This window comes from Burkholderia sp. B21-005, from assembly GCF_020843965.1.
GTDB lineage: Bacteria > Pseudomonadota > Gammaproteobacteria > Burkholderiales > Burkholderiaceae > Burkholderia > Burkholderia ambifaria.
In genome coordinates this window covers 2119218-2145821 of the sequence record NZ_CP086302.1, presented here as the reverse complement: position 1 = coordinate 2145821, position 26604 = coordinate 2119218, and the positions used below count along the sequence as shown (strand labels likewise).

The window sequence follows — 26604 nt, the reverse complement described above, 5'->3', positions numbered from 1 at the left end:
GCCGGTGGCGAAGCCGGCGTTCAGGCCGGCAGGGCGGCGGCCGGCTGCGTTTCGGCGCCTGCCACCGGCAGCGGCGCGGCGGCGCGCCACATCAGGTCGAAGGTGCGCACGTCGTCGTGACCGGCGATGGCGGCTGCGACCCGGCGCGTGGCCGCGGCGTCGCTGCCTTCGATCAGGACGAGCGCGTCGGCGGCCGGACGTGCGGCCGCATCGGCGCCGATCGGCGCGGACAGGTCCGGCGCGGTGCGGAACAGGCGTGCCGCATGGATGCCAGGTTCACGCAGCGCCGCGTCGAAGCGCTCGCGCAGGCGCGGCACGTCGATGCGTTCGGGCGGCAGCACGAACAGCGCGAGATGCACGCCTTCGCCATCGCCGGCCTCGATCGTCAGGTCGCCGACCCGCCGCTGCGTGCCCGTCATGCGCTCGAAGTTCGCGAGCGACCATGCGGTCTGCTGCGTGAACGCGCGCCGGTAGGCGTCGCCGCGGAACACGTCGAGCGTGTCCGTCACGTACAGCGCGAGATACTTGCGCGGGCCGCCGTCGGTCGCGCGAAACCGCCGCGCATGCGTGAAACCGGGAATCGCGACACGCTCCTGCATGTGCTCGCGGTCGTACCACGCGTTGAAATCGGCTTCGTGCGCGGCGTCGATATCCGTCCAGACGCAGAGTTGGCCGTGCGGAAGGGAAAGGCGGGTCATTGCGGGTTCCTTGTGACGGGGGTGTCAGGAACCCGCAGTGTCCCGAAGACGGGCCGCGCCCGTCCAACAAGAAAACAAATTCGCGGTGAACAGGTTTTCTTATGAGCGGCGCGGACGGCGTTTCGCCGCAGCGGCGGCGGGCGGCGCGGATTTCGGCGTGCGTTTCGCCGCCGCGGTTCCGGTTTTTGTCGCCGGCCGGGCAGCGGCCTTGCCAACGGAATCGGCCTTGGCCTTTGCCGATGCGGCCGGCTTCGCATGACTCGCGGCGGCCGGCATCGCGCGCGCGACTTCGCTCGCCAGCTCCGCGATGCGCGCGGCGACCGGCAGGCCCTGCGTGCGATACGACGCGACGAGCGGCAGCGCGGGGAATTCGGGTTCCACGTCGAGCAGTTCGAGTGCGCCTTCCTGCAGTTCGCGCCCGATGATCGCGGGCGGCAGCGCGGCCACGCCGAAACCGTCGGCGACGAGCCGGATCATCGCGGCGACCGACGTGATGCAGTTGATGCTGGCCGGCCGCTCGACGGCGGCGAACAGCCGCTCGATCGTCGCGTGCGGCCCCGAATGGCGCGAGAAGCTGATGATCGGGTACGCGGCAAGCCGCGCGACGTCGAGCCGTTCGCCGCCGAGCCCGAGACGCGGGCTCGCCGCCCAGTGCACCGGGAATTCGCACAGCGGCAGGTTCGTGAAGTCGGGGCCGGGCACCGGGTCGGTCTGCAGGATCAGGTCGACGCCGTCGGTGCTGAGCAGGCGGATCAGGTGCAGCGTCGTGTCGCTCGTGATCTCGACGTCGAGGCGCGGATAGCGCTCGCGCAATTGCGCCATCAGCGCCGGAAACCAGCTGTGCACGATCGACTCGATCACGCCGATCCGGATCAGGCCCGCGTCGCTCGCCGCGTCGATGTCGCGCCGCATCTCGCCGTCGAGCCGCACGATCCGCTCCGCGTACGCGAGCATGCGCCGGCCCGCGGGCGTGAGCGTGGCCGAACGCGTGTTGCGGTCGAACAGCCGCACGTCGAACGCCTCTTCAAGTGACGCGATGCGGCTCGACACGGCCGCCTGCGTCGTGTGCAGTTTCTCGGCCGTGAGCCGGAAGTTCTCCAGCTTCGCGAGCCAGACGAAGGTTTCAAGAAACCGGATGTTCATCGAATTCCGAACGGTGAGGCGGTGCCGCACGAAGGCGGCGGGATCGGTCGATGTTAGCGGATTTCGGGGCCGGGAAACGAGCGGGGCGCGTGCAGCGCGTACGCAGGGCCGGGCGCGGCCGACGCAGTGCCGGACGACGTGTGCGGCACGTCGCGCGTTCGCACTCGTGCACGCATCGTGCGGACGCTTTGTTCCCGGCGTCAAAGCTTGTCGAACGCGAGCGTCGGCACATCGACGACCATCGCGCCGCCGTCGGCGACGAGCGTCGCGCCCGTCACGAACGACGCGTCGGGCGATGCGAGGAATGCGCACACGGCCGCGATTTCGTCCGGATCGGCCGCGCGCCGCAGCGGCACGTCGGCGCTCACGCGCGCATACGCGCCGTCGAGCGTGTCGCCATGCGCGGACATCAGCGGCGTCATTTCCGCATCGGCCATCGGCGTGCGAACCCAGCCCGGGCACACCGCATTCGCACGCACGCCGTGCGGCCCGTAGTCGCGTGCGAGCGACCGCGCGAGCCCGAGCAGCGCATGCTTGCCGACCGTATAGCCGCACACGCCCGGCCCGGCCGCGAGCGCGGCGATCGACGCAACCAGCACGATGCTGCCGCGCTGCGCGATCAGGTCCGGCAGGCACGCGCGTGCGCTGACGAACGCGGTGTCGAGATTCGCGTGCATCGCGTGGCGCCATTGCGCGTCGTTGGTTTCGTCCGCGCGGCCGAGGCCGTGGCCGCCCGCGCACGCGACGAGCGCGTCGACGGGGCCGAACCGTTCGGCGATCTCCGGCAGGAAGCGGGCCCACTCGGCCGTGCTCGCGGCGTCGCCGGCGAGTGCGAGGCCGCCCGTCTCGGCGGCGAGCGCGTCGAGCGGCGCCCGGCGTCGCCCGATCAAGACGACGCGCTCGCCGCGGGCGGCGAAGCGGCGCGCGCACGCGGCGCCGATGCCGGTGCCTGCGCCGGTGATCGCGATCGTACGGGGTTGCGGGTGCGTCATGTCATTCTCCGGAAGGGTGTCGTTTCCGGTCACTTTAGGCGGCGTCGACGCACGTCGGTATCCGCCGAAAGGATGAACATGTACCGGCCGGACGGCCGAGGGTTGCGCGCGGCACCGGGCCGGCTGGATCTCGGCTATTTTGCAAAGGCTGACGATCCTCGGCGCCGAATCGCTCTATCCTCCGTATTTTTGCGACAAGCCGCAAAAGCCCGGCAAAATAGCACGGGCGTAGCGCGGGCGAGCCCGCGCACCGGCGCGGCGCGCCGGCCGATTCCGTCGCGCACGCGGAACGGCAGGCGGCGATATCGGCGTGAGCGTGCGCCGGATACGGATCCATCGCGTCCGCCGATCGCGCCTGTCGCGGCGGCGGATCGCCCGGTTGCGCATCGCGCGGCCGGACCATCGACAAGAGCAGGGAGGGGCCGGCAATGAGGCTGGACGACGAAACAGAAAGCGTGAACGTCGAGGATCGACGCGGCGGCGGCGGGTTCGGCGGCGGGCGCGCGACGATCGGCATCGGCACGATCGTGGTGGCGCTGGCCGCATCGTATTTCTTCGGGATCGACCCCCGCGTCGTGCTCGAAGGCGCATCGGCGCTGCAGGGCCGGCAGCAGCAGGCGCAGTCCGCGCCCACGCAGCACCAGGGCGCGCCGGCGAACGATCCCGGCGCGGTGTTCACGCGCAAGGTGCTCGGCAATATCGAGCGCACGTGGACCGGCGTCTTCAACACCCAGTTGCATGCGCAGTACGAGGCACCGAAGCTCGTGATGTTCACGAACTCGACGCCGACCGCGTGCGGCACCGGCCAGACCGCGATGGGGCCGTTCTACTGTCCGGGCGACCACAAGGTGTATATCGATCTCGGTTTCTATGACGAATTGCGCAAGCGGTTCGGCGCGGGCGGCGACTTCGCGCAGGCCTATGTGATCGCGCACGAAGTCGGCCATCACGTGCAGAACCTGCTCGGCATTTCCGACAAGGTCGATGCCGCGCGCCGCCGTTCGAGCCAGGCGCGCTCGAACGCGCTGTCGGTGCGGATGGAATTGCAGGCCGACTGCTTCGCCGGCGTATGGGCGAACAACGCGGAGCGCGCGAACCAGCGGCTGATGGAACCCGGCGATTTCGAGCAGGGGCTGAAGGCGGCGGCCGCGATCGGCGACGATCGGCTGCAGCAGCAAGGCCAGGGCTACGTCGCGCCGGAAAGCTTCACGCACGGCACGAGCGAGCAGCGCGTGTACTGGCTGCGGCGCGGGATGGAAGCGGGTGAAGTGAGCGCCTGCGACACGTTCGCCGCGAACGCGCACTGACGGGGCGGGCGCGCCACCCGCCGCCCGCTGACGAATTGCCGATTTGGGCTCACCGGCCCATTTCGGCGCCGGTAGGCTGGCCCGAACTTCGACGCGTCGGCCGCCGGCCGCTCCCATCATGCCGACCCCATCCGTTCCCGCCGACCACGAAGCCGCCGACTGGCAGCGCGCGCTGCATGCGTGCGTCGCTGCGTTCGATGCATTCGCGAGCCCGTCCGCGATCGTGTTCTACCGGCTCGACCTGAGCGGCGAGCCGGCCGATTTCGAGCTGTTCGGGATGCCGGAGTCGATGCATCGCACTTACCTCGCACGCTACCGGATGCTCGATCCGCTGCATCCGTCGCGCTGCGCGGCGGGCGTTCGCGCGGTCGTGACGCTCGCTTCCCAATTGCCTGACGAAAGACGTGCCGCGTCCGCGTACTGGACCCGTTTCCTGCGGCGGCACGATGTCGCCGACGTCGTCGAGATCTGGCTGCGCGACGACGCTGGTCGCACCGTCGGCGCGTTTTCGCTGCTGCGCTTCGGAAAAGGCGACGCGCACGGCAACAGCACGGCGGGCCGGTTCGCGCCGGGCGAGGTCGACGCGCTGGCGCGGCTGCAGCCGGTCGCCGAAGCGGCGCTGGCCCCGCTGCTGCGTGCGCGGCGCGGGATTCACCGGATCGGCTGCGAGGAGCGGCTGACCTACCGCGAGGAACAGATCGCACGCCTCGTGCGCGACGGCCGCTCGAACAAGGAGATCGCACGCGATCTCGCGCTCGGGCAGCCGACCATCAAGACGCACCTGATGCGCATGTACCGGAAACTCGGCGTGTCGAATCGCACGGAGCTGGTCGGCGCGTTGTTCCTGTAATTTTTCCGCCTCCGCCTCCGCCTCCGCCTCCGCCTCCGCCTCCGCCTCCGCCTCCGCCTTCACGCCGCGCCATTCATCCGACGATAGCGTGGCGTTCGCACGCCGCCCGTCCACGTTCCCGAGTCACCCGCGTGTCGATCCGCCACGCGCTGCCAATTTGCGCTCACCGGGCGCGATCCCCCATCGATACAGTGGTTCGACGCCCGCATGCCCGCACGCACGCGGCCCAGCCACGACAATCATCGAGACGCCCATGAGCACCACGAACTTCGTCGCCGTCAGCGACACCGTGCGCACCTTCGTCGCACGCGACTTCGGCCTTTTCATCGACGGCGCGATGCAGCCCGCGCACTCGGCCGCACGGCTCGACGTGTACGACCCGGCGACGGGCGAGCGGCTCGCGACGGTCGCGGATGCCGACGCGCACGACGTCGATCGCGCGGTCGCGAGCGCGAAACATGCGTTCGACACCCGCGTGTGGAGCGGGCTGCGCCCGGCCGAGCGCGAGCGCATCCTGCTGAAGCTCGCCGAGCTGATCGAAGCCGACGCCGAGACGCTCGCGCAGCTCGAAACGCTGAACCAGGGCAAGTCGATCCACGTGTCGCGCGCGATCGAGGTCGGCGCGAGCGTCGAATACGTGCGCTACATGGCCGGCTGGGCGACCAAGATCACCGGCCAGACGCTCGACGTATCGATCCCGTTCCCGCCCGGCGCGCGCTATACGGCCTATACGCGCAAGGAGCCCGTCGGCGTGGTCGCCGCGATCGTGCCGTGGAATTTCCCGCTGATGATCGCGGTGTGGAAGCTGATTCCGGCGCTCGCGGCCGGCTGCACGATCGTGCTCAAGCCGTCGCCGGAAACGCCGCTCACCGCGCTGCGCCTCGCCGAACTCGCCCGCGAGGCCGGCGTGCCGCCCGGCGCGTTCAACGTCGTCACCGGCGGCCGCACGTGCGGTGCCGCGCTGTCGAGCCACCCGTCGATCGCGAAGATCTCGTTCACCGGCTCGACCGCGACCGGCAAGCTGGTCGGCGCGGCGGCCGTGCAGAACATGACGCGCTTCTCGCTCGAACTCGGCGGCAAGAATCCGATCGTGATGCTCGACGACGTCGACGTCGCGCAGGCGCTCGACGGCGTCGCCGCCGGCGCGTTCTTCAACCAGGGGCAGGTGTGCGCGGCCGCGTCGCGCATCTACGTGCACCGCAGCAAGTTCGCGCAGCTCGCGGACGGCCTCGCGGGCGTCGCGCAGTCGATGAAGCTCGGCGCGGGCCTCGACACGACCGCGCAGATCAACCCGCTGGTTTCCGCGCACCATCGCGACAAGGTCGTCCAGCACATCGAAGGCGCGCGCCGCGCGGGCCTCACGTTCCTCGCGGGCGGCACGCCGGCCGACGATCTGCCCGGCTACTACGTGAAGCCCGCCGTGATCGCCGATCCGCATCCGGACAGCGCGATCGTGCGCGACGAGGTGTTCGGCCCGGTGATCGTCGTCGTGCCGTTCGACGATGCGGCCGACGCGGTGCGGCTCGCGAACGCGTCGCCGTACGGCCTCGCCGCGAGCATCTGGAGCAACGACCTGAAGCGCGTGATGAACCTCGTGCCGCAGATCGAGGCCGGCACCGTGTGGGTGAACTGTCACATTCCGCTCGATCCGTCGATGCCGTTCGGCGGCTACAAGCAGTCGGGCATCGGCCGCGAGTTCGGGCAATACGCGATCGAAGGCTTTACCGAAACCAAATCCGTCTGCATCGCGCACTGACGCGCGGCGCCAACGCCGACCACCTCGAACCCGAGCGATCGAGGTTCAACCGATCCGACAGTGGAGACTGCAATGAGCTACAACGAAGCGAAGTTCTGGCACCCGATGCTGCACCCGAACGAAATGAAACAGCGCAAGCCGATCCGCATCGTGCGCGGCGACGGCTGCTACGTGTTCGACGAAACCGGGCGGCAACTCGTCGACGGCGTCGCGGGCCTGTGGAACGTGAACGTCGGGCACAACCGCCAGGAAGTGAAGGACGCGATCGTGCGTCAGCTCGACGAACTCGAATACTTCCAGCTGTTCGACGGCATCTCGCATCCGCGCGCGGAGGAGCTGTCGAAGAAGCTGATCGACATGCTCGAGCCGGAAGGGATGCGCCGCGTGCTGTACAGCTCGGGCGGCTCCGACTCGATCGAGACCGCGCTGAAGATCGCGCGCCAGTACTGGAAGGTGCGTGGCCAGGCCGACCGCACGAAGTTCATCTCGCTGAAGCAGGGCTATCACGGCACGCACTTCGGCGGCGCGTCGGTGAACGGCAATACGGTGTTCCGCCGCAACTACGAGCCGAACCTGCCCGGCTGCTTCCACGTCGAGACGCCGTGGCTGTACCGCAACCCGTTCACGCAGGATCCGGAGGAACTCGGCCGGATCTGCGCGGAAATGCTGGAGCGCGAGATCCAGTTCCAGAGCCCCGACACGGTTGCCGCCTTTATCGCCGAACCGGTGCAGGGCGCGGGCGGCGTGATCGTGCCGCCGGCCAACTACTGGCCGCTCGTGCGCGAGGTGTGCGACCGCTACGGCGTGCTGCTGATCGCCGACGAAGTCGTGACGGGGTTCGGCCGCAGCGGCAGCATGTTCGGCAGCCGCGGGTGGGGCGTGCGCCCAGACATCATGTGTCTCGCGAAGGGGATCTCGTCCGGTTACGTGCCGCTCGGCGCGACGGCCGTGAACGCGCGGATCGAGGACGCATTCGCCGCGAACGCGGACTTCGGCGGCGCGATCATGCACGGCTACACGTACGCCGGGCACCCGGTTGCGTGCGCGGCCGCGATCGCGAGCCTCGACATCGTCGTGAAGGAAGACCTGCCGGCGAACGCGGCGAAGCAGGGTGCGTATCTGCTCGAAGCGCTGCGGTCGTTTCCGGAACGCTTCGCGGCGGTCGGCGAGGTGCGCGGCAAGGGGCTGATGCTCGCGCTCGATCTCGTCGCGAACAAGCAGACCCGCGAGCCGATCGACCCGCTGTCCGGCTATGCGAACGCGGTCGCGGAAGTGGCGCGCGAGCACGGCGTGCTGGTGCGTCCGGTCGGCACGAAGATCATCCTGTCGCCGCCGCTCGTGATCCAGCGCGAGCCGCTCGACCGGATCGTCGACGCGCTCGCGGCGGGCTTCGAGACCGTGCCGTTCGCGTGAGGGTGTAAGGGCCGTAAGGGCGTGCTGTCGTGACTGCGTGAGCGCGTGACGACGAACCGGCGGTGGAGGGCGGGATAACCCGCTCCCCACCGCCGTTTTGCCGATTTGCGCTATGACCGAATTATTTTGCCTGCGTATTTTTTCGACATCGGATCAAGTTTGATCGACAGGGGCCCGGGGGTCGCAGCGCTGACGCGCCGCCCAGGGCCGACCGCGAAGCACGGAACGGAACGGGCGCCGCAGCGGCGGCGCCGGCCGAAACAGGAAGGAGACGACGATGTCGGGATGGTCTGGAGTGACCGGCGCCGCGGGCGAAACGCCCGCCGGTGCGTCGGCTGAAGCGGGCGGCGGCACGGTGCTGACGGCGGGCGCGGTCGGGTTTCCGACCGCGCTGGCGAGTGCCGTCGGCCTCATCATGGCGAGCCCGGTGATCCTCACCGCGACCTCGGGCTTCGGGATGGGCGGCTGGGCGTTCGCGGTCGCGATGATCATCGCGTTCGTGATGATGCAGGCGCAGGCGACGACGTTCTCCGAAGCCGCCGCGATGCTGCCGACGGCCGGCTCGGTTTACGATTACCTGTCGTGCGGGCTCGGCCGCTTCTGGGCGATCACCGGCACGATTTCCGCGTATTTCCTCGTACACGTGTTCGCCGGCACGGCGGAGACGATCCTGAGCGGCATCATGGCGCTCGTGAACTTCGAGTCGCTGAACGCCGCATTCGAGAAGCACAACAGCTCCTGGCTCGTCGGCGTCGGCCTCGTCGTCACGTTCGCGATCAGCAACATCATCGGCATCAAGGTGTTCAGCAAGCTCGAGATCGTGCTGACGGCCGGCATGTGGCTGTCGCTGATGATCTTCGGGATCCTCGGCCTCGCCGCGGCGCCCGCCGTGCATCTCGATGGCTGGTTCGGTGGCTCGGAAGTCGGCACGTCGGTGCCGGCCGTGCTGTCGCTGGTCGGGATGGCGATGTTCATGTTCGTCGGCTGCGAGTTCGTCACGCCGCTCGCGCCGGAAATGAAGGCGCCGGGCCGCACGATTCCGCGCGCGATGGCGCTCGGCCTCGTCGGCGTCGCGATCTGCATGTTCCTGTACGGCGCGGCGATCCGCCGTCAGGTCGCGAACGTGCCGGTCAGCCCCGACGGTCTGACGCACCTGCTCGACACGCCGGGCGCGATTCCCGCGTTCGCGCTGCAGGTGCTGGGGCCCTTCGGCCGTGTGTGGTTCGGCATCGCGTTCCTGTGCGCGGGCGCCGCGACGATCAACACGCTGATGGCCGGGCTGCCGCGCATCCTGTACGGGATGGCGATCGACGGCGCGCTGCCGCGCTGCTTCGCGTATCTGCATCCACGCTTCAAGACGCCGGTGGTCGGCATCGTCGCGGCGGCGATCGTGCCGATCGCCCACGCATGGCTGATCCACGGCAACCTCGACAGCATCCTGCACCTCGTGCTCGCCGCGACCTGCGCATGGGGCACCGCGTACCTGCTCGTCACCGCGTCGGTCGTGATGCTGCGCATCCGCCGTCCCGACCTGCCGCGCCCGTACCGTTCGCCGCTGTTCCCGCTGCCGCAGATCGTGTCGAGCGTCGGCATCGTGCTCGCGATCTGGTACATCACGCCGCCCGGCATGAACGCGCGCGACATCTACGTGCCGTTCGGCGCGATGCTCGGGCTCACCGCGCTGTATGCGCTGTTCTGGACGGTCGTCGTGCAGCGCCGGCATCCGTTCAAGCCGGTGCCGGTCGAGGAAGTGCTGCGCCGCGAGCACGTCGCGTCGTGAAGCTCGCCTTCACCCGGTGGCGCATGGCGCCCGACACACCGCCGCCCGGCCACCGGCCCGGCGCGATCGCCGCGCGCGTGCTGGCCGACCTCGGTGCGGTGCGCGACGCGAACGGCGCCGCGGCCGACACCATGGCCCGGCTGCCGAACGGTGTGCACGTGCGCGTCGACGAACGCGTCGAGCGTCAGTTCCTGATGCATACGGTCAGCGTGCAGGTGACGGTCACCGCGCACGGTCCCCCCGCACAGGGCCGCGCACGCGTGCTGCAGACCGGCTGGCTGCGGCGCACCGGCGTCGCGGCCGAACCCGAGCCAGGATGCGACCCCGGATTCGCGCGCGCGGCGGCCGCACTCGTCGCGCAGCCGTCGCTCGCCGATGCGTTGCGCCCGCTGCACCTGACCGACTGCACGATCGCCGCGCACGACGGGCGCTGGACGCTTGCCGTCGTGCCGTTCGGCGGCAGCGAGGTGGTGAACCGGATGCCGTCGTTTCGCCGCTATGTCCGCCTGACCGGCGAGCAGGCCGCCGCGCTGTCGGCGGCCTGTCTTGCATTCGAAACCGCACTGCGCGGAATTTTGCGGAGGTAAGCTGTGCCGCTGCGAGCCGTGCGGCCGCAACGTGGATTCAGGGTTTTACCGGAGACGCCGATGCTGTTCCAGTCACGCTCACACGAAGACGTGCATGACCACGGGCTCGCGATCGCCGGTTGGCATCAGGTCTACCGCCAGATGACGCCGGGCCGGTTCAGGGGCACCGTCACGCAGGTGCTGTACGACGACTTCCATTTCTTCCGCGAGACGACCAACCGGCGTGTCGCGCAAACCGGCCTCGCGCCGGCCAGGCGCACGTCGCTCGCGGTGCCGTTGTCGGTGCCGCTCGCCGGCACGTTCCAGGGCCAGCCGATCGACGGCTATGCGCTGCTCGCGCTGCGCGCCGGCGAGGATTTCGAATTCCATACGCCGGAAGGGATGGGGCTGGTCGGGATCAGCGCCGCATCGGACATGGTCGACGAGCTGTGCGAAGCCGAGTTCGGCGCGGCAGGCGCGCGCAAGCTGCGGCACGTCACGCGGCTGTCGGACGAGCAGGGCGTCGCGCTCGGCGCGCGGCTGTCGTCGCTGATCGACGACGCGCAGCGCAATCCCGGCTGCCTCGAATATGCGGCCACCCGCAAGATGTTCCGCGACGCGATGCTCGGCATGTTCCTCGATGCGCTCGACCAGGGCATCGGCGTCGAGCGCCGCGACATCACGCACGCCACCTACAGCGATATCGTCAGCCGTTGCGAGAAGCATCTGCGCGACCGGCCCGAGGAACCCGTTACCGTGCTCGAACTGTGCCGCGCGCTGCGCTGCAGCCGCCGTACGCTGCAGACGAGCTTCCAGCGCGTCGCCGACGTCACGCCCGTCGGCTATCTGCGCACGATCCGGCTGAACGCGGTGCGGCGCCTGCTGCGCACCACTGGCGCGCACCAGCTCGGCGTCGGCGAGGCCGCCGCGAGCTGGGGCTTCACGCATCTGGGCTATTTCGCGCGCGAGTATCGCGACCTGTTCGGCGAGCTGCCGTCGCAGACCTTGCGTCCCGAATGACGTCTTCGCGCCGCGACGCTGACGCCGCGCGCCATCGTGTGTTACCCGATCGCTTCACCATTTGCTGATTTGGGATAGAGGTCCCGAATTTTCGCTGGATAGAGTCCTGTCACCCATATCGACAACTCCATCGATCTGCACTGCGAATCGATGACAACAGAGGGGCGGGACATGAAGATCGGACGACGACTGGCCGCGGCCGCGGCCACGCTGGGTTGCATGCACGCACACGCGCAGACCTCCGGCAGCGTGACGCTGTACGGCACCGTGGACACCGGCATCATCTATTCGACGAACCAGCAGTTCACGCGCGCCGACGGCAGCACGGGCGGCGGCCATGCGTGGCAGATGGGCGGCGGCAACCTCGTGCCGTCCCGCTTCGGCTTCCAGGGCGCCGAACCGCTCGGCGGCGGGCTCGACGCGGTGTTTTCGCTCGAGCAGCAATTCCTGTCCGCGAACGGGCAGGCGCTGCAGGGCGGCACCGCGTTCAGCCGGCAGGCATGGGTCGGGCTGCGCCAGGATGGAATCGGCACGCTCGGCCTCGGCCGGCAATACGACTCGTATACGGACATGCTCGGCGCGTATGTCTCCAGCAACAACTGGGCGACGCCGTACGGCTCGCATCTCGGTGACGTCGACAACCTGAATGCCGCGTTCAACTTCAACAACGCGGTGAAGTTCACCAGCGCGGACTTCCACGGCCTGACGGTCGGCGGCACGTTCAGCTTCGGCGGGCAGGCTGGCGACTTTTCCGCGAAGCGCGGCTACGCGGTCGCGGCGACCTATACCCGCGCGCCGATCGCGTTCTCGGTCGGCTATCTCGACCTGCACCAGCCGCTCGACGCGGCGCTCGGCGGCGCGAGCGGCTATATCGGCGACTTCGCGTGCAGCAACCCGGGCGCGATGTACTGCCTGCTGCAGGACGCCGGCTCGATGCGCGCGTTCGGCGCGGGCGGCTCGGTGACGCTCGGCGCGGCGACGCTCGCGCTGACCTACACGCACACGCGCTTGGGCGACAGCCGCTATTTCTCGACCGACGCGCAGCCGCGCACGCAGGCGTTCACGTTCGACATCGGCGAGCTGAACGTCACGTACATGTTTACGCCGGCGCTGCAGGGCGGCGTCGCGTATATCTTCAACGCCGCGCACACCGACGGGCGCGGCACGACGCGCTTCCACCAGGTGAACGTCGGCACCAACTACAGCCTGTCGAAGCGCACCGCGCTGTACGCGGTCGCGATCGGCCAGATCGCGAGCGGCGCGGGGCTCGGCACCGACGCGAACGGCAACGCGGCGAACTACGCGCAGATCCCGGTGCTCGCGAACAGCAATTCGAGCCGCCAGCTCGCGGTGATGGCCGGGATCCGCGTGAACTTCTGACGGCGCGCGCGCCGGCCCGGGCGGGGGCGGCCGGCGGCGCCGGCGGCCGATCCCGCCGCGTGCCACAAATTCTTAACGATCGACGTGAACAATGGCGTTCGCTTCAGGCCGCCCGAAGCGTCGCCCGCGTTGCACACGTGTGCAACGCGGGGCCGACCCGCCACCACGCCGATCGAGAGAGACCTCATGACCCTGTTGAGCCGCCTGCGCGCGCTGTCCGCCGCCGTTGCGCTGTCCTTTGCCGCCTCGCACGCCTTCGCGGCGGATCTCGTCATCGCGGGCCGCGACGACATCTACGGCAAGGGGCTGGCCGACGCCGTCGCCGGCTTCACCAAACTGCATCCGGGCACCGACATCGAGCTGCTCAAGCTGCCGAACGCGAACCTGTACCAGAAGCTGAAGCTGTCGATGCGCGAAGGCACCGGCACGTACGACCTCGTGATGATGGACGACACGTGGGCCCCGGAATTCATCGGCAACGGCTGGCTGAAGCCGCTGCCGGCGTCGCTCGCCGATGCCGATCTGGTGCCGTCCGCGGTCGCGCTCGGCCGCAACGCGGCGGGCGCGCTGTACGCGCTGCCGATCGTCGGCAACGTCGAGATGTTCGCTTACCGGAAGGATCTGCTCGCGAAGTACAAGCTGCAGCCGCCGCGCAACTGGGACGACGTGCTGAAGATCGCGCAGACCGTCGGCGGTGCGGACAAGAGCGTGTCGGGCGTCGTGTTCCGCGGCACGAAGGGCAACCCGGTCGTGACGGGTTTCCTGCCGATCCTGTGGGCCTACGGCGGCGACGTGTTCGACCGTGCCGGCAACGTGACGATCGATTCGCGCGAGTCGCAGGCCGCGCTGAAGACCTTCCTCGCGCTGAAGGCGTCCGCGCCGAAGGACGTCGACGTGTACGGCGCCGCCGAAGTGCGCGACGCGCTGCAGCGCGGCACCGCCGCGCAGTCGATCGAAGTGTGGCCGGCGTGGATTCCGGCGCTCGACGATCCGAAGCAGTCGCGCGTGGTCGGGCAGATCGCGCTGCAGCCGCCGCCCGGGCAGACGGCGGGCCCCGCACCGATGCTCGGCATCTGGCAGATGGGCATTCCGAAGGATGCGCCGCACGCGAAGCTCGCGCAGGATTTCCTGAGCTACCTGAGCTCGCGCGACACGCAGGCCCGCCTCGCCGGGATCGGCATTCCGCCGACGCGCCGCAGCGTGTTCGCCGATCCTGCGCTGGTGCGCCAGTACCGCTGGTATCCCGATCAGCTGAAAGCGCTCGAGGCCGGCCGGGCGCGGCCGCGCGTGAAGGACTGGCAGCAGGTCGAGAGCATTCTCGGCGACCAGCTGCAGCTCGCGCTGACCGGGCAGGCCGCACCCGACGCCGCGCTGCGTCAGGCGCAGCAGAAGATCGCGCAGGCGATGGCCGCGGCCGGCAAGTGACGGCCCGCCGTCACGCATCGCCCGGAGTCCGCGCATGAAAGCCCTCGGCCGCAGCCTGCCGTTCGTCGCGCTGCTCGGCCCCGCGCTGCTGGTGCTGGCCGCGCTCGCGCTGTACCCGGTCGTGCAGGTGCTGGTCGACTCGTTCTGCCAGGTCGACTATGCGGCCGGCCGGCGCACGTTCGCCGGGCTCGCGAACTATCGCGCGGTGCTCGGCGACGATGCGTTCGCGGCCGGCTTCGGCAACACGCTGCGGTTCACGATCGTGGCCTCGCTCGCCGAAGTCGCGCTCGGCTTCGGTCTCGCGTTGCTGTTCGTGCGCGCGTTTCCGGGGCGGCGCATCGCGCTGCCGCTCGCGATCCTGCCGATGATGCTGTCCACGCTCGTGTGCTCGGCGATCTGGCGCAACTGGCTCAACTTCGACGGCTTCCTGAACGCGCTGCTCGCCGCGTTCGGCGTCGAGGGCGTGCGCTGGCTGTCCGATCCGCATCTTGCGTTGTGGTCGCTCGCGCTCGTCGACGTATGGCAGTGGACGCCGATGGCGTTCCTGATCGTGCTGGCCGGGCTGCAATCGATCCCGCAGGAACTGTACGAAGCCGCGCGCACCGACGGCGCGAGCGAATGGCAGTGCCTGCGGGACATCACGCTGCCGCTTGCAGTGCCGCAGATCGGCCTCGCGCTGCTGCTGCGCTCGATCGACACGTTCAAGCTGTTCGACAAGGTCTATGCGCTGACGGGCGGCGGCCCCGGCAACGCGACGCAGACGCTGTCGACCTACATTTACGACACGGGCTTTCGCTTCTTCAACGTCGGGCCGGCGAGTGCCGCGTCGGTGCTGATGCTCGCGGCGTCCGCGCTGCTGGTTTCGGGGTACGTATGGCAGACGGTTCGCAAGCGGCGCGCATGACGGCGCGCCCCGCAGGCATCGCGCACGCACGAGCGGGCGCCGCATTCGGTCGCGCGGCGCCATGGGGCCTCCGCATCGTCGCGCTCGCGCTGTTGCTGCTGCCGTGCCTGTGGATGGCCGGCGCGGCGTTCATGCCGACGCTCGAACGCCTCGATCATCCGCTGCGGATCTGGCCGGCCGCGCCGACGCTCGAGCATTTCGTGTCGGTGTGGTCGAACGGCATCGGCGCGCCGCTCGCCAATTCGCTGCTGGTCGGGTTCGGCACGACGCTGCTCGCGCTGACGCTCGCGTTTCCGGCCGCGTATGCACTCGTGCGGCTGCGGTTTCCGGCGCGGCTCGACCTGCTGTTCCTGATGCTCGTGCTGGCGCTGAAGCTGATGCCGCCGATCACGATCGCCGTGCCGCTGTTCGCGCTCGCGAAGCGGCTGCATCTGCTCGACTCGACGCCCGGGCTGATGCTCGCTTACCAGATCTACGCGCTGCCGATGGCGATCTGGATGCTGCTCGCGTTCGTGCGCGACGTGCCGGTCGAATACGAGGAAGCCGCATGCATCGACGGCGCGGGGCTCGCGCGGCGGCTCGTGCAGATCGTGCTGCCGCTGTGCGCGCCGGGGCTCATCGCGACCGCGATCTTCGTGTTCATCGCCGCGTGGAACGAGTTCCTGATCGCGCTGCTGTTCGTGTCGACGCCGAGCCGCTTCACGCTGCCGCTCGCGATTGCCGGCTACGTGACGGAGAACGGCATCGACTGGGGCGACCTGATGAGCGCGGGGTTGCTGGCGTCGCTGCCGACGCTCGCCGTGGCCGGCTACGTGCAGCGCTATCTGCTGCGCGGCTTCGCCGGCGGGCTGAAGTGACCCGACGCGTTACGCGCAGCTATGCCGGACCACGTGCGTAACCGGGACGATGCGCGTGCGCGACGCACCGTCGAACGTCTGGATCCGGTCGGCGAGCAGGTCGACGGCCGCGTGCGCGAGGCCTTGCGTATCCTGGCGCAATGTCGTGAGCCGATAGGCGTCGTATGCGGCGGCGGGGATGTCGTCGAAGCCGATCACGCGCAGGTCGTCGGGCACGCGCAGGCCGAATGCGTCCCGTGCGGCGTCGATCACGCCGAGCGCGAGCAGGTCGGACGAGCAGAACACGCCGTCCGGGCGCTCGCTGGATGCGAACAGTTGCCGCGCGGCATCGATGCCGCACGCATGCGTGTCGGAGCGCGTATCGATCACGCGGACGAGCGCCGCATCGAATGCGTCACCGCGTTGCAGCCCCTGCGCGAACGCATCCGCGCGCGAGCGCGCGCTGTAGCTCGCGGTACGCGGGCCGACGAACGCGAGCCGGCGCGCACCGGCCCGCACGAACCGTTGCGCGGCGTGGGCGGCCCCCGCCGCGTTGTCGCTGACGACGACATCCGCGCCCGGCAGGTTCGCTTCGCGATTGATCATCACGACGGGAATCCGGTGGTCGAGATACTGCCGCGCGACCGACAGCGGCGGCGACGCGGACGTCATCACGAGGCCCGCGATCCGGTAGCTGAGCAAACGTTCGAGCGATTGCCGGACCTGATGCGGGTCGTCGGCGTTGGTCACGAGCGGTGTGAACGCGCGCTGGCCGAGCGCGGCCATCAGGTCGGACAGCAGCCGCGCACGGAACGGATTCTCGAACCCGGCCGTCACGACGCCGATCATGCTGCTGCGCTGCGTGATCATGTCGCGCGCGATCAGGTTGACCTGGTAGCCGAGCGCGCGCGCGGCCACCATCACGCGTTCGCGCGTTTCGGGCGCGATGCTTGCCGTCGGCGAGAACGCGCGCGACACCGCGGAGCGCGACACGCCGGCCCGCACGGCGACATCCGACGCCGTCACCCACGTTTTTCTTTCCTTGTCAGTCATCGATTCATGATCCCTTCGCGACTCGAAGCCCCCACGCCGCTGGCCGACTGGATGTCGGCGCTCGACGACGCGCGGCCGCTGCCTACGCTGACCCTACCGGGCAGCCATGACACCTGTGCGTATACGGTCGACGATCCGCTCGTGCGCACCCAGCGCGCGCCGCTCGACGCGCAGCTCGCGCACGGCGTGCGCCTGCTCGACATCCGGTGCCGGCATCGCTGCGATACGTTCGACATTCATCACGGCGGGATCGCGCTCGGCATGTCGTTCGACGACGTGCTCGCGGACTGCACGCGCTTTCTCGATGCGCATCCGCGCGAATGCATCGTGATGTCGGTGAAGGACGAGTGGCCGGCGCACGCATGCACGCGCGGTTTCGACGCGACGTTCGATGCGCATTGCGCGCGGCATCCGCGGCTGCGGTGGCATGCGGGCGGCGCGCTGCCGGCGCTCGGCGACGTGCGCGGCGCGGTGGTGTTGTTGCGGCGGTTTCGCAGCCGCCGACCGACCGGCATCGACCTGACCGCGTGGCCCGACAACGCGACCTTCACGATCGATCATCCCGATTCGGCGTTCGTGATCCAGGATGAATACCGTGTACCCGTCGTCGGGTCGATCCACTACAAGTGGCGCGTGATCGACGCGCTGCTGACCGGCATGCCGTCGCCGGAGAGCGGCCGCTGGGCGATCAATTTCTGCAGCGGTACGGGGATGGGCGCGAATCCTTCGGTGGTCGCGCGCGGCGATGGCAGGGTGCAGGGGATTCAGGCGCGGCTCGCCGAGCGGTTGCGCGAGCTGCGTGGTCCGTGTGGCGCGGTGCTGCTCGATTTCTGCGACGACGATGATTGGGCGTTGGTGCGGGCGCTGGTCGAATGCAACGAGCATGTGCGTGAGTTGCGTCTGCGGCGCGGGCCGATCACGTGTTGACGCAGGTTCGTGTTGAGCGCGAGTGATCGTGCGTCGATCGGGCGTGTGTCGGGTTCGATCGTCACACTTTTTGACGAATCACCGGGCCGCATGTAGACACGCATCGGAGCGATGCACGGTCGTGGTCTCGAGGTTGCCGAGTCGTTTGAACAAGATTCGACCCGGACCGGATGCATTCGGCGGTGCCGCTCGCGCATTGCTTCATTGCTAGAATCTCCGCTCTTTCATGGGGATTCCACATGACGCAGTGCAAGACCTTCTACGGCGCATTCAAGCAAAACATGGATGCCCTCGGTTTGCCGGCGCCAACCAGTCTGTTTGCTGCACAGCAGACAGCAATCGGCACGCTTACGACCATTCTTGGGACGCTCAGGACACTCGGGCCAACTGCCACGATCGGCGAACTGATCGGAGCCACAACCGGGCTGGAACTGCTGGCAGCCGCATCTGCACTCGGGGCGAGCTTTTACGTTGGTGCGGTGATCGGCAGTCTGATTGTTGCTGCAGATGCGTCACTGGTGTGCGATCAGCGCGGCGTGGTTGCCGTGGATGGAATTCGCAGCTGGGCGACCCGTCGCGGCCTTGCGGTTCCGCAAGACGTTTATCGCGTGATCGCGCTGCATCCGGAGGTGTTCCGTCCGACGCCGGGAAGTGCGACGTTTGCCATCCGTGCACGATCAATCGGGAGGGCGATCGCGTGAGCAAAGTTTCAGACAGGATCGGCCTGATCGCCGCGGCAGTGGTGGTCGCCGCCGCCTCGTGGACATTGCTGCACTACTCCGGGAACTGGTTCTTCCCTGTTGCGACGCTGATCGCGCTGGCTGCGCTGCTTGCAGACAATCGGCGGTTGAAGAAACGCCTGCGCGACCTGGGGGAAGACTCACGCTCCCGCAAGTAACCACCTGATGGACCAGCGAGATGGACATTCACCCGATTAGAAGTGAGGCTGATCACGAAGCCGCCCTGAAGGCGGTGTCCGCGCTTGTCGATCTGGACCCTGCACAGGGCACGCCGGAGGGCGACGCGTTGGAATCCATGGCGATCCTGATCGAGTGCCATGAGGTCGAGCATTTCCCGTTGGCTTCGCCGAACCCGATCGACGCGATTGAATGTCGGATGGAGCAAGCCGGCGTGTGACAAACGGCGGCGTCGTAAGCGTCCACGCCCGTGCCGGCTCAACGCGTCGCGATCGCCACCGCCGCACCCGCCATCGCGGTCGCGCTCGTGCGGTTCGCGAACCGCTTCGCGCGTGCCGAAGTGAGAAACGCGCGCGCACGTGAAGCGAGCAGCGACCAGAAGCAGTCGGCGAGGATCAGGATCGCGAGCATCGTGCCGACGAGCTCGGCCCACGCGACGATCCCGACATGCGTCAGGTCGACGATCGTCGGCAGCAGCGCGAGATAGAACAGCATGATCTTCGGGTTGCCGAGCGTGACCAGCGTGCCCGCGACGAACATGCGCCACGGCGACTGGCCGCGCGGCAGGTCGTCGGCGTGCGTGTCGGTCGGCGCGGTCCACATCTTCCACGCGAGGAACAGCAGGTACGCGACGCCGAGCAGCTTCAGCACGAGCAGGCCCGTCGCGAACGTGCGCGCGAACGCGGACAGCCCGGCGACGGCCAGCGTGAGCCACAGCGCCTCGCCGATCCACATCGCGGCAAGGAATGGCAGCACGTCGCGCACGCCGTTCGTCAGCACGCGCGCGACGAGCGCGGCGACGCTCGGGCCGGGCGTGCCGGCGGTGACGAGCAGGGCGATGGCGAACACGGCAAGCGCGGACAGCGTCATGACGAACCTCGTGGGCAGGGCGTTCGAAAGGTATGAAGTTTCGATTATAGTGACGGCCGTTCCCGCCCGCTTATCTCGTCGTAATGACAGTATCGATCCGGATTCGTCCCGCCACGCGGGAAGACGCGGCCGCCATGGCCGCCGTGGAAGTGGTCGCCGCCCAGCGCTTTCGTGCCATCGGCATGGTCGACATCGCCGAAGGCGAACCGACCGAGTCGGCCGACCTGCTCGTGCGCATCGACGACGGTCGCGCGTATGTCGCGACGGACGATGAGGGGACGTGCGTGGGCTTCGCGTTCTACCGACTGCTCGATGCGCGGCGGCTGTATCTGGAGGAACTGGATGTCGCGCCGTCGCATGCGGGGCAGCGGATCGGCGCGCGCCTGATCGAACGGATCATGACGCGCGCCGCGCAAGACGGCATTGCCGAGGTCGTGCTGTCGACGTTCCGCGATGCACCGTGGAATGCGCCGTACTACGCGCGCCTCGGTTTCCACATCGTCGACGACGCATCGCTCGACCACACACTGCACGCGATCCGCGCGCATCACGTCGCACGCGGCCTCGACGAGACGCAGCGCGTGTTCATGCGCGCTGACGTGCGCGCATGAACGTGTCGCCGGCCGTCAGGCCGCGTCGCTGAGCGCCGGGTAGTCGGTGTAACCCGTTTCGCCTTCGGCGTAGAAGGTCTCCGGCACCGGCTTGTTCAGCGGTGCGCCGATTTCGAGGCGGCGCGGCAGGTCCGGGTTCGCGATGAACAGCTTGCCCCACGCGATCGCATCGGCGTTGCCGCTCGCGAGCGTGTCCTGCGCGGATTCGAGCGTGAACTGCTCGTTCGCGATCAGCGGGCCGCCGAACGCTTCCTTCAGGCGCGGGCTCAGGTGGTCGCCCGAATACGACTCACGCGTGAAGATGAACGCGATCTTGCGGCGGCCGAGTTCGCGCGCGACATAGCCGAACGTCGCGGCCGGATCGGAGTCGCCCATCGTGTGCGCATCGCCGCGCGGTGCGAGGTGCACGCCGACACGGCCCGCGCCCCACACGTCGATCGCCGCATCGACCACTTCGAGCAGCAGGCGCGCGCGGTTCTCGACCGGGCCGCCGTACGCGTCGGTGCGGTGATTGGTGCTGTCCTGCAGGAACTGGTCGAGCAGGTAGCCGTTCGCGCCGTGGATCTCGACGCCGTCGAAACCGGCCTTCTTCGCGTTCTCCGCGCCCTTGCGGTACGCGGCGACGATGCCCGGGATTTCATCGAGTTCGAGCGCGCGCGGCGTCACGTACGGACGCTGCGGGCGCACGAGGCTGACGTGGCCGCCCGCAGCGATCGGGCTCGGCGCGACCGGCAGGTCGCCGTCCAGGAACACCGGATCGGAGATCCGGCCGACGTGCCACAGCTGCAGCACCATGCGGCCGCCGGCCGCGTGCACGGCCTGCGTCACGCGCTTCCAGCCTTCGACCTGCTCGTCGGACCAGATGCCGGGGGTATCCGCATAGCCGACGCCCTGCGGCGTGACCGAGGTCGCTTCGCTGATGATCAGGCCGGCCGATGCGCGCTCGGCGTAGTAACGGGCCATCAGGTCGTTCGGCACGCGCGTCGCGCCCGCGCGGGAGCGGGTGAGCGGTGCCATCACGATGCGGTTCGGCAGGGTCAGGTCGCCGAGGGTAACGGGGTCGAACAGGGTGGGCATGGCAGATAACCTCTTCACGAAAGGCGGGATGGCCGTCGCGTCGTGCGCGGCGGGTGGCCCGCATGGCCTGGGTCAGAGTTCGCGGCGCAGAGCGTCGAGAAATGCGTCGATGACGGCCTCGTTGCGCCGGAAGAACGCCCACTGGCCGATCCGCGTCGACGTCACGAGCCCTGCGCGTTGCAGCGTTGCGAGGTGCGCGGAGACGGTCGACTGCGACAGCCCGCAGCGCGCGTCGATCTGCCCGGCGCAGACGCCATGGTCGTACGGCAGCGTCTGCTCGGGGAAATGTGCGCCCGGCGTTTTCAGCCAGACGAGGATTTCCCGGCGCACGGGGTTCGAAAGCGCTTTCAGGATCGCGTCGATGTCGAGTTCGGTCGGCATGGAAGGGGCGGGGTGTTCCGGCGTTCGGTCGGAACACCGGCGCAAACAGGTATCGTCGATGGGCGAATCATATATCGGAAAAAGACGATATTAACGAAGACACTGACGGGAGTGGGGTTGCTTCATGTGGCCTTGCGACGCACCACGGCGACGCTTTCCGTTGACCTATCGCCCGCCCTGTCACGCCGCTCATCGGTGCACGTTTCTTCATAGAAGCTGTCGACGCGAACATCATGGGGGCGTCGCTGCCGGTGAATTTGCACAATTTACGCGGTCTCTCAAGCACTGCAATCCCACGCCCGCGACCTGGAGATGTTCAGCGAAGCGAATGCCGAGCAAGGGCATTGACGCGCACGTACCCATCGCGTCACTTACTCTTTCAGCAGATCAATCAGCGCCCGGCTAACCGGATTGGGGCTTCGCTCATAGGTTACCAAACGTATTGTCGGCAGCATGGGCCACGCTGCATGGCTTTGCGGCAGGGGAACCAATCCAGCGGCCAATGCGGATTCGCATAGCACTGACACTCCGAGGCCCTCGCTGACACAGGACTGAACGCCGACGATGCTGCTCAACGTTAGCGCTTCACGCCATTGGATTCCGCTCGAATTGAGCGCAGAGATTGCCGCAGTCCGGAACGTGCAGGGCGCGATCAGCAAGCATAGGTTGACGACAGGCGATGGCTCACCAAGGTGTTGGTCAGCGACCCACAGCATCTTTTCCTCGCGAAACAGCCGGGGGAGCCGCGCCCCTCCTGTTCCTTCACTACTACTACATCAAGTTCGCCCGCATCGAACGCCTGGAGCAACGCCTCGCTGAGCGCCACCCGGACACTGAGTTCGACACGCGGCATCAGGCGGCGGATCCGAGCCAGCAACTCCGGTAGGCGGTGAGGAACCAGATACTCGACAATGCCGAGCCGCAATTGACCTTCGAGGCTGCTGCGGCCAAGCATGCCCATGGCCTCATCGTTCAGGCGCAGCAATCCCATGGCGTAGTTGAGGAACTGCTCTCCTGCCGCAGTAAGCGCCACCTGACGGCTGCTGCGCGTGAAAAGCTCGACGCCGAGCAGTTCCTCGAGCCGCTGAACCCGCGTGCTTATCGCAGACTGGGATCTGCAAAGACGTTTTGATGCGCCGGTGAAGCTCCGCATGTCCGATACGGCGACAAAGCAGCGGACAAGGTCAATATCCAGATCTCGCATATCAATCGATTGGTCAGATAACTGCGATCCGTATTATGCGCTTTCCCGATTGACGGGGTGTGCCTAGAATTTCCCCTCGTCACTCAGCAACTTTGGAGGTTAATGATGCAGGCTGTTTGGTATGAGCGGGTCGGGGCCGCACGCGACGTCCTGGTGACCGGGGATCGCCCGACGCCGTCTCCTGGTCCGGGTGAGGTCCTTGTGCAACTGTATGCGTCGGGTGTCAACCCGTCGGACGTCAAGGCAAGAGCAGGGGTTCGTGCCGGGAAGAGCGAGCTTCCTTTCCCCTTCGTGATTCCGCACAGCGATGGTGCCGGGATCGTTGTCGAATCCGGCCCCGGAAGCAACCGGTTCCCCCCGCGAAGCCGTGTTTGGGTGAGCAATGGACAGTGGCGACGCGCGATGGGCACGGCCGCTCAATACATCGCGATCGACGAACAGCTGGTCTTTCCGCTGCCGGAGAACACGTCGTATCTGACTGGAGCAGCGCTCGGCATTCCGGCGCTTACCGCGTGCCACGCTACGCTTGCTTTTGGCGATCTGACCGGGCGTCCTGTCCTGATCAGTGGCGGGGCCGGCACGGTCGGAAGGCTTGCCGTGCAGTTCGCGAAGCAGGCAGGCGCATTTGTTGTCGCGTCCGGACATGGTCCGATCGAGCAGCAACGTATCGAAAGCGCCGGTGCCGACGCATTCATCGATTACACGAGCCCCACCTTCGTCGCAGACGTGCTCGCCGCGACGAACGGACGAAGAATCGATCACGCCGTTGAAGTCGAGTTCGGTGCCAACGCGGAGTATCTGGGCGATCTGCTCTCGGAGCGCGCGACGGTTGTCACTTATGGTTCGGCAAGGGTGATGCGGCCCGCGATGCCCTTTTACAAATTCCTTTTCAAGGGCATCCAGCTTCAATTCGTGCTGGTCTATTTGCTGACGCCCAAGGAGCGGGCCGACGCGGCCGCACACATCAATCGTCTTCTCGAGCAGGGCAAGCTTGATGTGCCGATCCATTCGGCGCTGCCGCTTCGGGAATGCGCACGCGCGCACGAGATCGTCGAAAATGAACAGCGCCTGGGTGCCGTTCTTCTGAGCATGCAGGATCCCGCATGACTCGTTCGGGCTGCCGCATGAAGACCGCACTCATCACCGGCTCGACCAGCGGGATCGGCCTGGCAATCGCCGACGCACTATCAGCAGCTGGGTGGCGGATTGCGCTTCACGGCCTGGGCACGGCCGATGAAATCGCGAAGGCCGTCGACCAGGTTGCCGCAAGCGCGACGCACGCCGGCTTGTGGTCGCAAGTTTCGATCGGCATGATTTTCGACCGGTGATGTAGTTGGCATTGCTTGGCATATGCATGTTTGCGTGCACCGCACGTCGTCGAATGCATGCGTTGTCGCGCAAGCGAAAGTTGCCTTGAAATCGGCTGTTTTTGCCGGGAAAGAGCGGGCTCCGGCGCCCCTTGCAAGGTCGACGAATCCGGTGGCCGTAGCCGGCGGCCTCCATCCGGATTAGCGGTGATCAACGGCGGTTGCTGGAACCGCTCCTCGCACGCGACGCCGATTGCTCGAAATTGCTTCCCGGTGGGCGGAGAAGCTGATCATTAATGCCCTCGGCGTCTATCCAGCTCCGTTTCGGCCCATGTGCCAACGATCCGTGACATCGGGTGGCGACCAAGGAACGGCTGTCCACCGTATTGACCGGCAATTGCGATGCGGCCGCGATTTCAGCCGATCACGCTTTCCCATACTGCGCAAACAGCCAGCGACGCATGGCCTGGAGCGCTTCCGAATGCGCATTGGCCTGCGGGAAGACGACGTAAAACCCGAGCGACATCGGAAACGAAAAATCGAACACGCGGCGCAGCCTGCCTTCCGCGATGTCGCGCTCGACGAGCGGTTCGCTGGTCAGCGCGATGCCTTGACCCGCGACTGCGGCGTCGATCGCGAGCAGCGACTGGCTGAATCTCGGCCCTTTCGTCGGATCGGCCCGACCCTTTCCACCGAGCTTCTCGATGAACTCGGGCCACAGATCGTGCGCGTCGTGCAACAACGCATGCGTCGACAAGTCCGCGGGCGTGCGGATCGGCGGGCCGCCGTCGAGCAGTGTCGGGCTGGCGACGGCGAAGATGTCGAGCGGAGCCAGCAACTCCGCGGTGAGGCCGGCCGGGAATGGCGGCTTGCTCAGTCGAATCGCGATGTCGACGCCGTCAGCCCGAAACGACGCGAGCCTTTCGTCGGCGATGACGCGAACCTCGATGTCGGGGTGCAGCCGACCGAAGTCCGACAGGCGCGGAATCAGCCACTTCGACGCGAACGACGGCGTCGTGCTGACCGCCAGCACCGTGGGGCGCTGGCCGAGGGCGTCCGTGGCGTCGGAGATGATCTGCAGCGCGCGCTGGACCGACGAAAAATACTCGAGCCCTTCACGCGTCAGCGCAAGCCCCCTGGGCAAGCGCCGAAACAGCTGAACCTCCACGACGTCCTCCAGATGCCTGACCTGCTGCGCCACCGCACCCTGGGTCACGCCGAGTTCGTCGGCGGCCAGCCGGAAATTGAGGTGTCGAGCGGCGGCCTCGAACGCGCGAAGCGCATTGAGCGGCGGGAACCGGCGGGTACGCAACAGAGCGGTCATGCAGTAGAAATTCTACAGGGTGGATGGAGAAATCATCGTTCGACAATTCGATTATAGGGTCCTAGAGTGGCGCTTTGGAACGATGATCTCGGCGCTGAGCCGACCTATCCGGGAGAGCGGCATGACTGTAGGGAAAGTGGCTTTGGTGACGGCGGCGGGCAAGGGCATGGGCGCTGCAATCGCACGAGACCTCGCGAACAACGGTTATCGCGTCGCGCTGATGTCGCCGTCCGGCAGCGCAGTCGAGCTGGCCAGGGAACTCGGTGGTTTCGGCATTGCGGGGTCCGTCACCGACGACGCCGACATCGAGCGTTTCGTCAACGAGACGCTCGCGAAGTACGGCCGTATCGACGCGGTCGTCAATAACACCGGACATCCGCCGAAGGGCGACTTGCTCGCCATCGAGGACGACAAGTGGCACGAAGGGCTCGACCTGATCGTGCTCAACGTCGTTCGCGTGCTGCGCCGGGTGACGCCCGTCTTCCTGAAGCAGGGCGGCGGCGCGGTGGTCAATATTTCGAGCTTCGCGGCCGACGCGCCCGAGCAGGCGATGCCGGTGTCGTCCGCGCTGCGCGCGGCGCTGAGCTCGGTCACGCGCCTGTACGCCGATCGGTATGCGAAGGACAACATTCGCATCAATTCGGTGCTGCCGGGTTTCATCGACAGCTGGCCGGAGACGCCCGAGATCGTTGCCCGCATTCCGGTCGGCCGTTTCGGCAAGACGCAGGAAATCGCGCAGACCGTGAGGTTCCTGCTGTCGGACGGCGCCGGCTACATCACCGGGCAGAACATTCGGGTCGACGGCGGCATCGTGCGCGCGCTGTAAGCCGGATCCAGGGCAGGACGATGCGCACGCAGACGGG

At 67.8% G+C, this 26604-nt stretch carries 29 protein-coding genes; 19 read left to right on the top strand and 10 right to left on the bottom strand.

Going from position 1 to position 26604, the window contains the following annotated elements:
• Positions 1-20: 20 nt before the first annotated feature.
• The 3 genes from LMA02_RS26100 to LMA02_RS26090 form a co-directional block, all read right to left on the bottom strand.
• Complete coding sequence (locus tag LMA02_RS26100; protein WP_228908103.1) at positions 21-698, bottom strand: DUF4286 family protein; 678 nt, start codon at positions 696-698, stop codon at positions 21-23.
• A gap of 99 nt (positions 699-797) precedes the next feature.
• Positions 798-1841: a LysR family transcriptional regulator gene (locus tag LMA02_RS26095; protein WP_228908102.1), complete on the bottom strand. Its 1044-nt coding sequence runs from the start codon at positions 1839-1841 to the stop codon at positions 798-800.
• 200 nt (positions 1842-2041) lie between these two features.
• Positions 2042-2833, bottom strand: a complete 792-nt coding sequence (locus tag LMA02_RS26090) for an SDR family NAD(P)-dependent oxidoreductase (RefSeq protein WP_228908101.1) — start codon at positions 2831-2833, stop codon at positions 2042-2044.
• 428 nt (positions 2834-3261) lie between these two features.
• On the opposite strand from LMA02_RS26090, the gene LMA02_RS26085 reads away from it, so the two are divergent.
• The 11 genes from LMA02_RS26085 to LMA02_RS26035 all read left to right on the top strand — a co-directional run bounded on the left by LMA02_RS26085 (position 3262) and on the right by LMA02_RS26035 (position 16091).
• Entirely contained in the window at positions 3262-4140 is an 879-nt protein-coding gene (locus tag LMA02_RS26085; protein WP_228908100.1) for a neutral zinc metallopeptidase, read from the top strand.
• A 118-nt stretch (positions 4141-4258) separates the two neighbouring features.
• The gene (locus LMA02_RS26080; protein WP_228908099.1) at positions 4259-4990 is read left to right on the top strand and encodes a helix-turn-helix transcriptional regulator; all 732 of its coding nucleotides are present in this window, start codon (positions 4259-4261) and stop codon (positions 4988-4990) included.
• Positions 4991-5243: 253 nt separating this feature from the next.
• Positions 5244-6746: an aldehyde dehydrogenase family protein gene (locus LMA02_RS26075; protein ID WP_228908098.1), complete on the top strand. Its 1503-nt coding sequence runs from the start codon at positions 5244-5246 to the stop codon at positions 6744-6746.
• A gap of 72 nt (positions 6747-6818) precedes the next feature.
• Complete coding sequence (locus LMA02_RS26070) at positions 6819-8159, top strand: aspartate aminotransferase family protein (protein WP_228908097.1); 1341 nt, start codon at positions 6819-6821, stop codon at positions 8157-8159.
• Between the two features lie 277 nt (positions 8160-8436).
• Positions 8437-9939 carry an APC family permease gene (locus tag LMA02_RS26065; RefSeq protein ID WP_228908096.1) on the top strand — a complete coding sequence of 501 codons (1503 nt, stop codon included), beginning with the start codon at positions 8437-8439 and terminating at the stop codon, positions 9937-9939.
• The gene (locus LMA02_RS26060) at positions 9936-10526 is read left to right on the top strand and encodes a DUF3156 family protein (RefSeq protein ID WP_228908095.1); all 591 of its coding nucleotides are present in this window, start codon (positions 9936-9938) and stop codon (positions 10524-10526) included. Before LMA02_RS26065 ends, LMA02_RS26060 begins: the two co-directional genes overlap by 4 nt.
• Positions 10527-10586: 60 nt before the next feature.
• Positions 10587-11525, top strand: coding sequence for a helix-turn-helix domain-containing protein (locus LMA02_RS26055; RefSeq protein ID WP_166725453.1), 939 nt, complete (start codon positions 10587-10589; stop codon positions 11523-11525).
• Positions 11526-11696: 171 nt separating this feature from the next.
• On the top strand, positions 11697-12905 hold the full coding sequence (locus tag LMA02_RS26050) for a porin (RefSeq protein WP_105786732.1): 1209 nt from the start codon (positions 11697-11699) through the stop codon (positions 12903-12905).
• Between the two features lie 186 nt (positions 12906-13091).
• Positions 13092-14330, top strand: coding sequence for an ABC transporter substrate-binding protein (locus tag LMA02_RS26045; RefSeq protein ID WP_228908094.1), 1239 nt, complete (start codon positions 13092-13094; stop codon positions 14328-14330).
• Positions 14331-14364: 34 nt separating this feature from the next.
• Complete coding sequence (locus LMA02_RS26040) at positions 14365-15234, top strand: carbohydrate ABC transporter permease (RefSeq protein ID WP_228908093.1); 870 nt, start codon at positions 14365-14367, stop codon at positions 15232-15234.
• The gene (locus tag LMA02_RS26035; RefSeq protein WP_228908092.1) at positions 15231-16091 is read left to right on the top strand and encodes a carbohydrate ABC transporter permease; all 861 of its coding nucleotides are present in this window, start codon (positions 15231-15233) and stop codon (positions 16089-16091) included. Before LMA02_RS26040 ends, LMA02_RS26035 begins: the two co-directional genes overlap by 4 nt.
• 9 nt (positions 16092-16100) lie before the next feature.
• Here the strand turns inward: LMA02_RS26035 and LMA02_RS26030 are convergent, their stop codons facing one another.
• A complete protein-coding gene (locus tag LMA02_RS26030; protein WP_228908091.1) occupies positions 16101-17123 on the bottom strand; it encodes a LacI family DNA-binding transcriptional regulator in 1023 nt (340 codons plus the stop codon).
• Positions 17124-17129: 6 nt separating this feature from the next.
• Between LMA02_RS26030 and LMA02_RS26025 the strand changes: the two genes are divergently transcribed.
• From LMA02_RS26025 to LMA02_RS26010, 4 genes are all read left to right on the top strand, one after another.
• Positions 17130-18050, top strand: coding sequence for a phosphatidylinositol-specific phospholipase C (locus LMA02_RS26025; protein ID WP_228908090.1), 921 nt, complete (start codon positions 17130-17132; stop codon positions 18048-18050).
• Between the two features lie 239 nt (positions 18051-18289).
• Positions 18290-18751 (top strand): hypothetical protein, encoded by a 462-nt coding sequence (locus tag LMA02_RS26020; protein ID WP_228908089.1) that lies wholly within the window; start codon positions 18290-18292, stop codon positions 18749-18751.
• Positions 18748-18948 (top strand): hypothetical protein, encoded by a 201-nt coding sequence (locus tag LMA02_RS26015; protein WP_228908088.1) that lies wholly within the window; start codon positions 18748-18750, stop codon positions 18946-18948. The genes LMA02_RS26020 and LMA02_RS26015 overlap by 4 nt, the downstream gene beginning before the upstream one ends.
• Positions 18949-18968: 20 nt before the next feature.
• A complete protein-coding gene (locus tag LMA02_RS26010; RefSeq protein ID WP_228908087.1) occupies positions 18969-19187 on the top strand; it encodes a helix-turn-helix domain-containing protein in 219 nt (72 codons plus the stop codon).
• Positions 19188-19225: 38 nt separating this feature from the next.
• On the opposite strand, the gene LMA02_RS26005 is transcribed toward LMA02_RS26010, so the two are convergent.
• Positions 19226-19837, bottom strand: a complete 612-nt coding sequence (locus LMA02_RS26005) for a LysE family translocator (RefSeq protein WP_228908086.1) — start codon at positions 19835-19837, stop codon at positions 19226-19228.
• An 83-nt stretch (positions 19838-19920) separates the two neighbouring features.
• On the opposite strand from LMA02_RS26005, the gene LMA02_RS26000 reads away from it, so the two are divergent.
• Complete coding sequence (locus tag LMA02_RS26000) at positions 19921-20448, top strand: GNAT family N-acetyltransferase (RefSeq protein WP_228908085.1); 528 nt, start codon at positions 19921-19923, stop codon at positions 20446-20448.
• A 15-nt stretch (positions 20449-20463) separates the two neighbouring features.
• Here LMA02_RS26000 and LMA02_RS25995 read toward each other — a convergent pair whose 3' ends face one another.
• The 4 genes from LMA02_RS25995 to LMA02_RS25985 all read right to left on the bottom strand — a co-directional run bounded on the left by LMA02_RS25995 (position 20464) and on the right by LMA02_RS25985 (position 23110).
• Complete coding sequence (locus tag LMA02_RS25995) at positions 20464-21525, bottom strand: alkene reductase (protein ID WP_228908084.1); 1062 nt, start codon at positions 21523-21525, stop codon at positions 20464-20466.
• A gap of 72 nt (positions 21526-21597) precedes the next feature.
• On the bottom strand, positions 21598-21906 hold the full coding sequence (locus LMA02_RS25990; RefSeq protein WP_059449595.1) for an ArsR/SmtB family transcription factor: 309 nt from the start codon (positions 21904-21906) through the stop codon (positions 21598-21600).
• 371 nt (positions 21907-22277) lie between these two features.
• Positions 22278-22622: a LysR substrate-binding domain-containing protein gene (locus tag LMA02_RS35620; RefSeq protein WP_416378711.1), complete on the bottom strand. Its 345-nt coding sequence runs from the start codon at positions 22620-22622 to the stop codon at positions 22278-22280.
• Complete coding sequence (locus tag LMA02_RS25985; RefSeq protein WP_228908083.1) at positions 22559-23110, bottom strand: LysR family transcriptional regulator; 552 nt, start codon at positions 23108-23110, stop codon at positions 22559-22561. The genes LMA02_RS35620 and LMA02_RS25985 overlap by 64 nt, the downstream gene beginning before the upstream one ends.
• A gap of 102 nt (positions 23111-23212) precedes the next feature.
• On the opposite strand from LMA02_RS25985, the gene LMA02_RS25980 reads away from it, so the two are divergent.
• Positions 23213-24217 carry an NADPH:quinone reductase gene (locus LMA02_RS25980; RefSeq protein WP_228908082.1) on the top strand — a complete coding sequence of 335 codons (1005 nt, stop codon included), beginning with the start codon at positions 23213-23215 and terminating at the stop codon, positions 24215-24217.
• A 17-nt stretch (positions 24218-24234) separates the two neighbouring features.
• The gene (locus LMA02_RS35335) at positions 24235-24438 is read left to right on the top strand and encodes an SDR family NAD(P)-dependent oxidoreductase (RefSeq protein ID WP_324251303.1); all 204 of its coding nucleotides are present in this window, start codon (positions 24235-24237) and stop codon (positions 24436-24438) included.
• 403 nt (positions 24439-24841) lie between these two features.
• Here LMA02_RS35335 and gcvA read toward each other — a convergent pair whose 3' ends face one another.
• On the bottom strand, positions 24842-25741 hold the full coding sequence (gene gcvA, locus LMA02_RS25970) for a transcriptional regulator GcvA (protein ID WP_228908081.1): 900 nt from the start codon (positions 25739-25741) through the stop codon (positions 24842-24844).
• A gap of 121 nt (positions 25742-25862) precedes the next feature.
• On the opposite strand from gcvA, the gene LMA02_RS25965 reads away from it, so the two are divergent.
• Positions 25863-26567, top strand: a complete 705-nt coding sequence (locus LMA02_RS25965; RefSeq protein ID WP_228908080.1) for an SDR family oxidoreductase — start codon at positions 25863-25865, stop codon at positions 26565-26567.
• Positions 26568-26604: the final 37 nt, after the last annotated feature.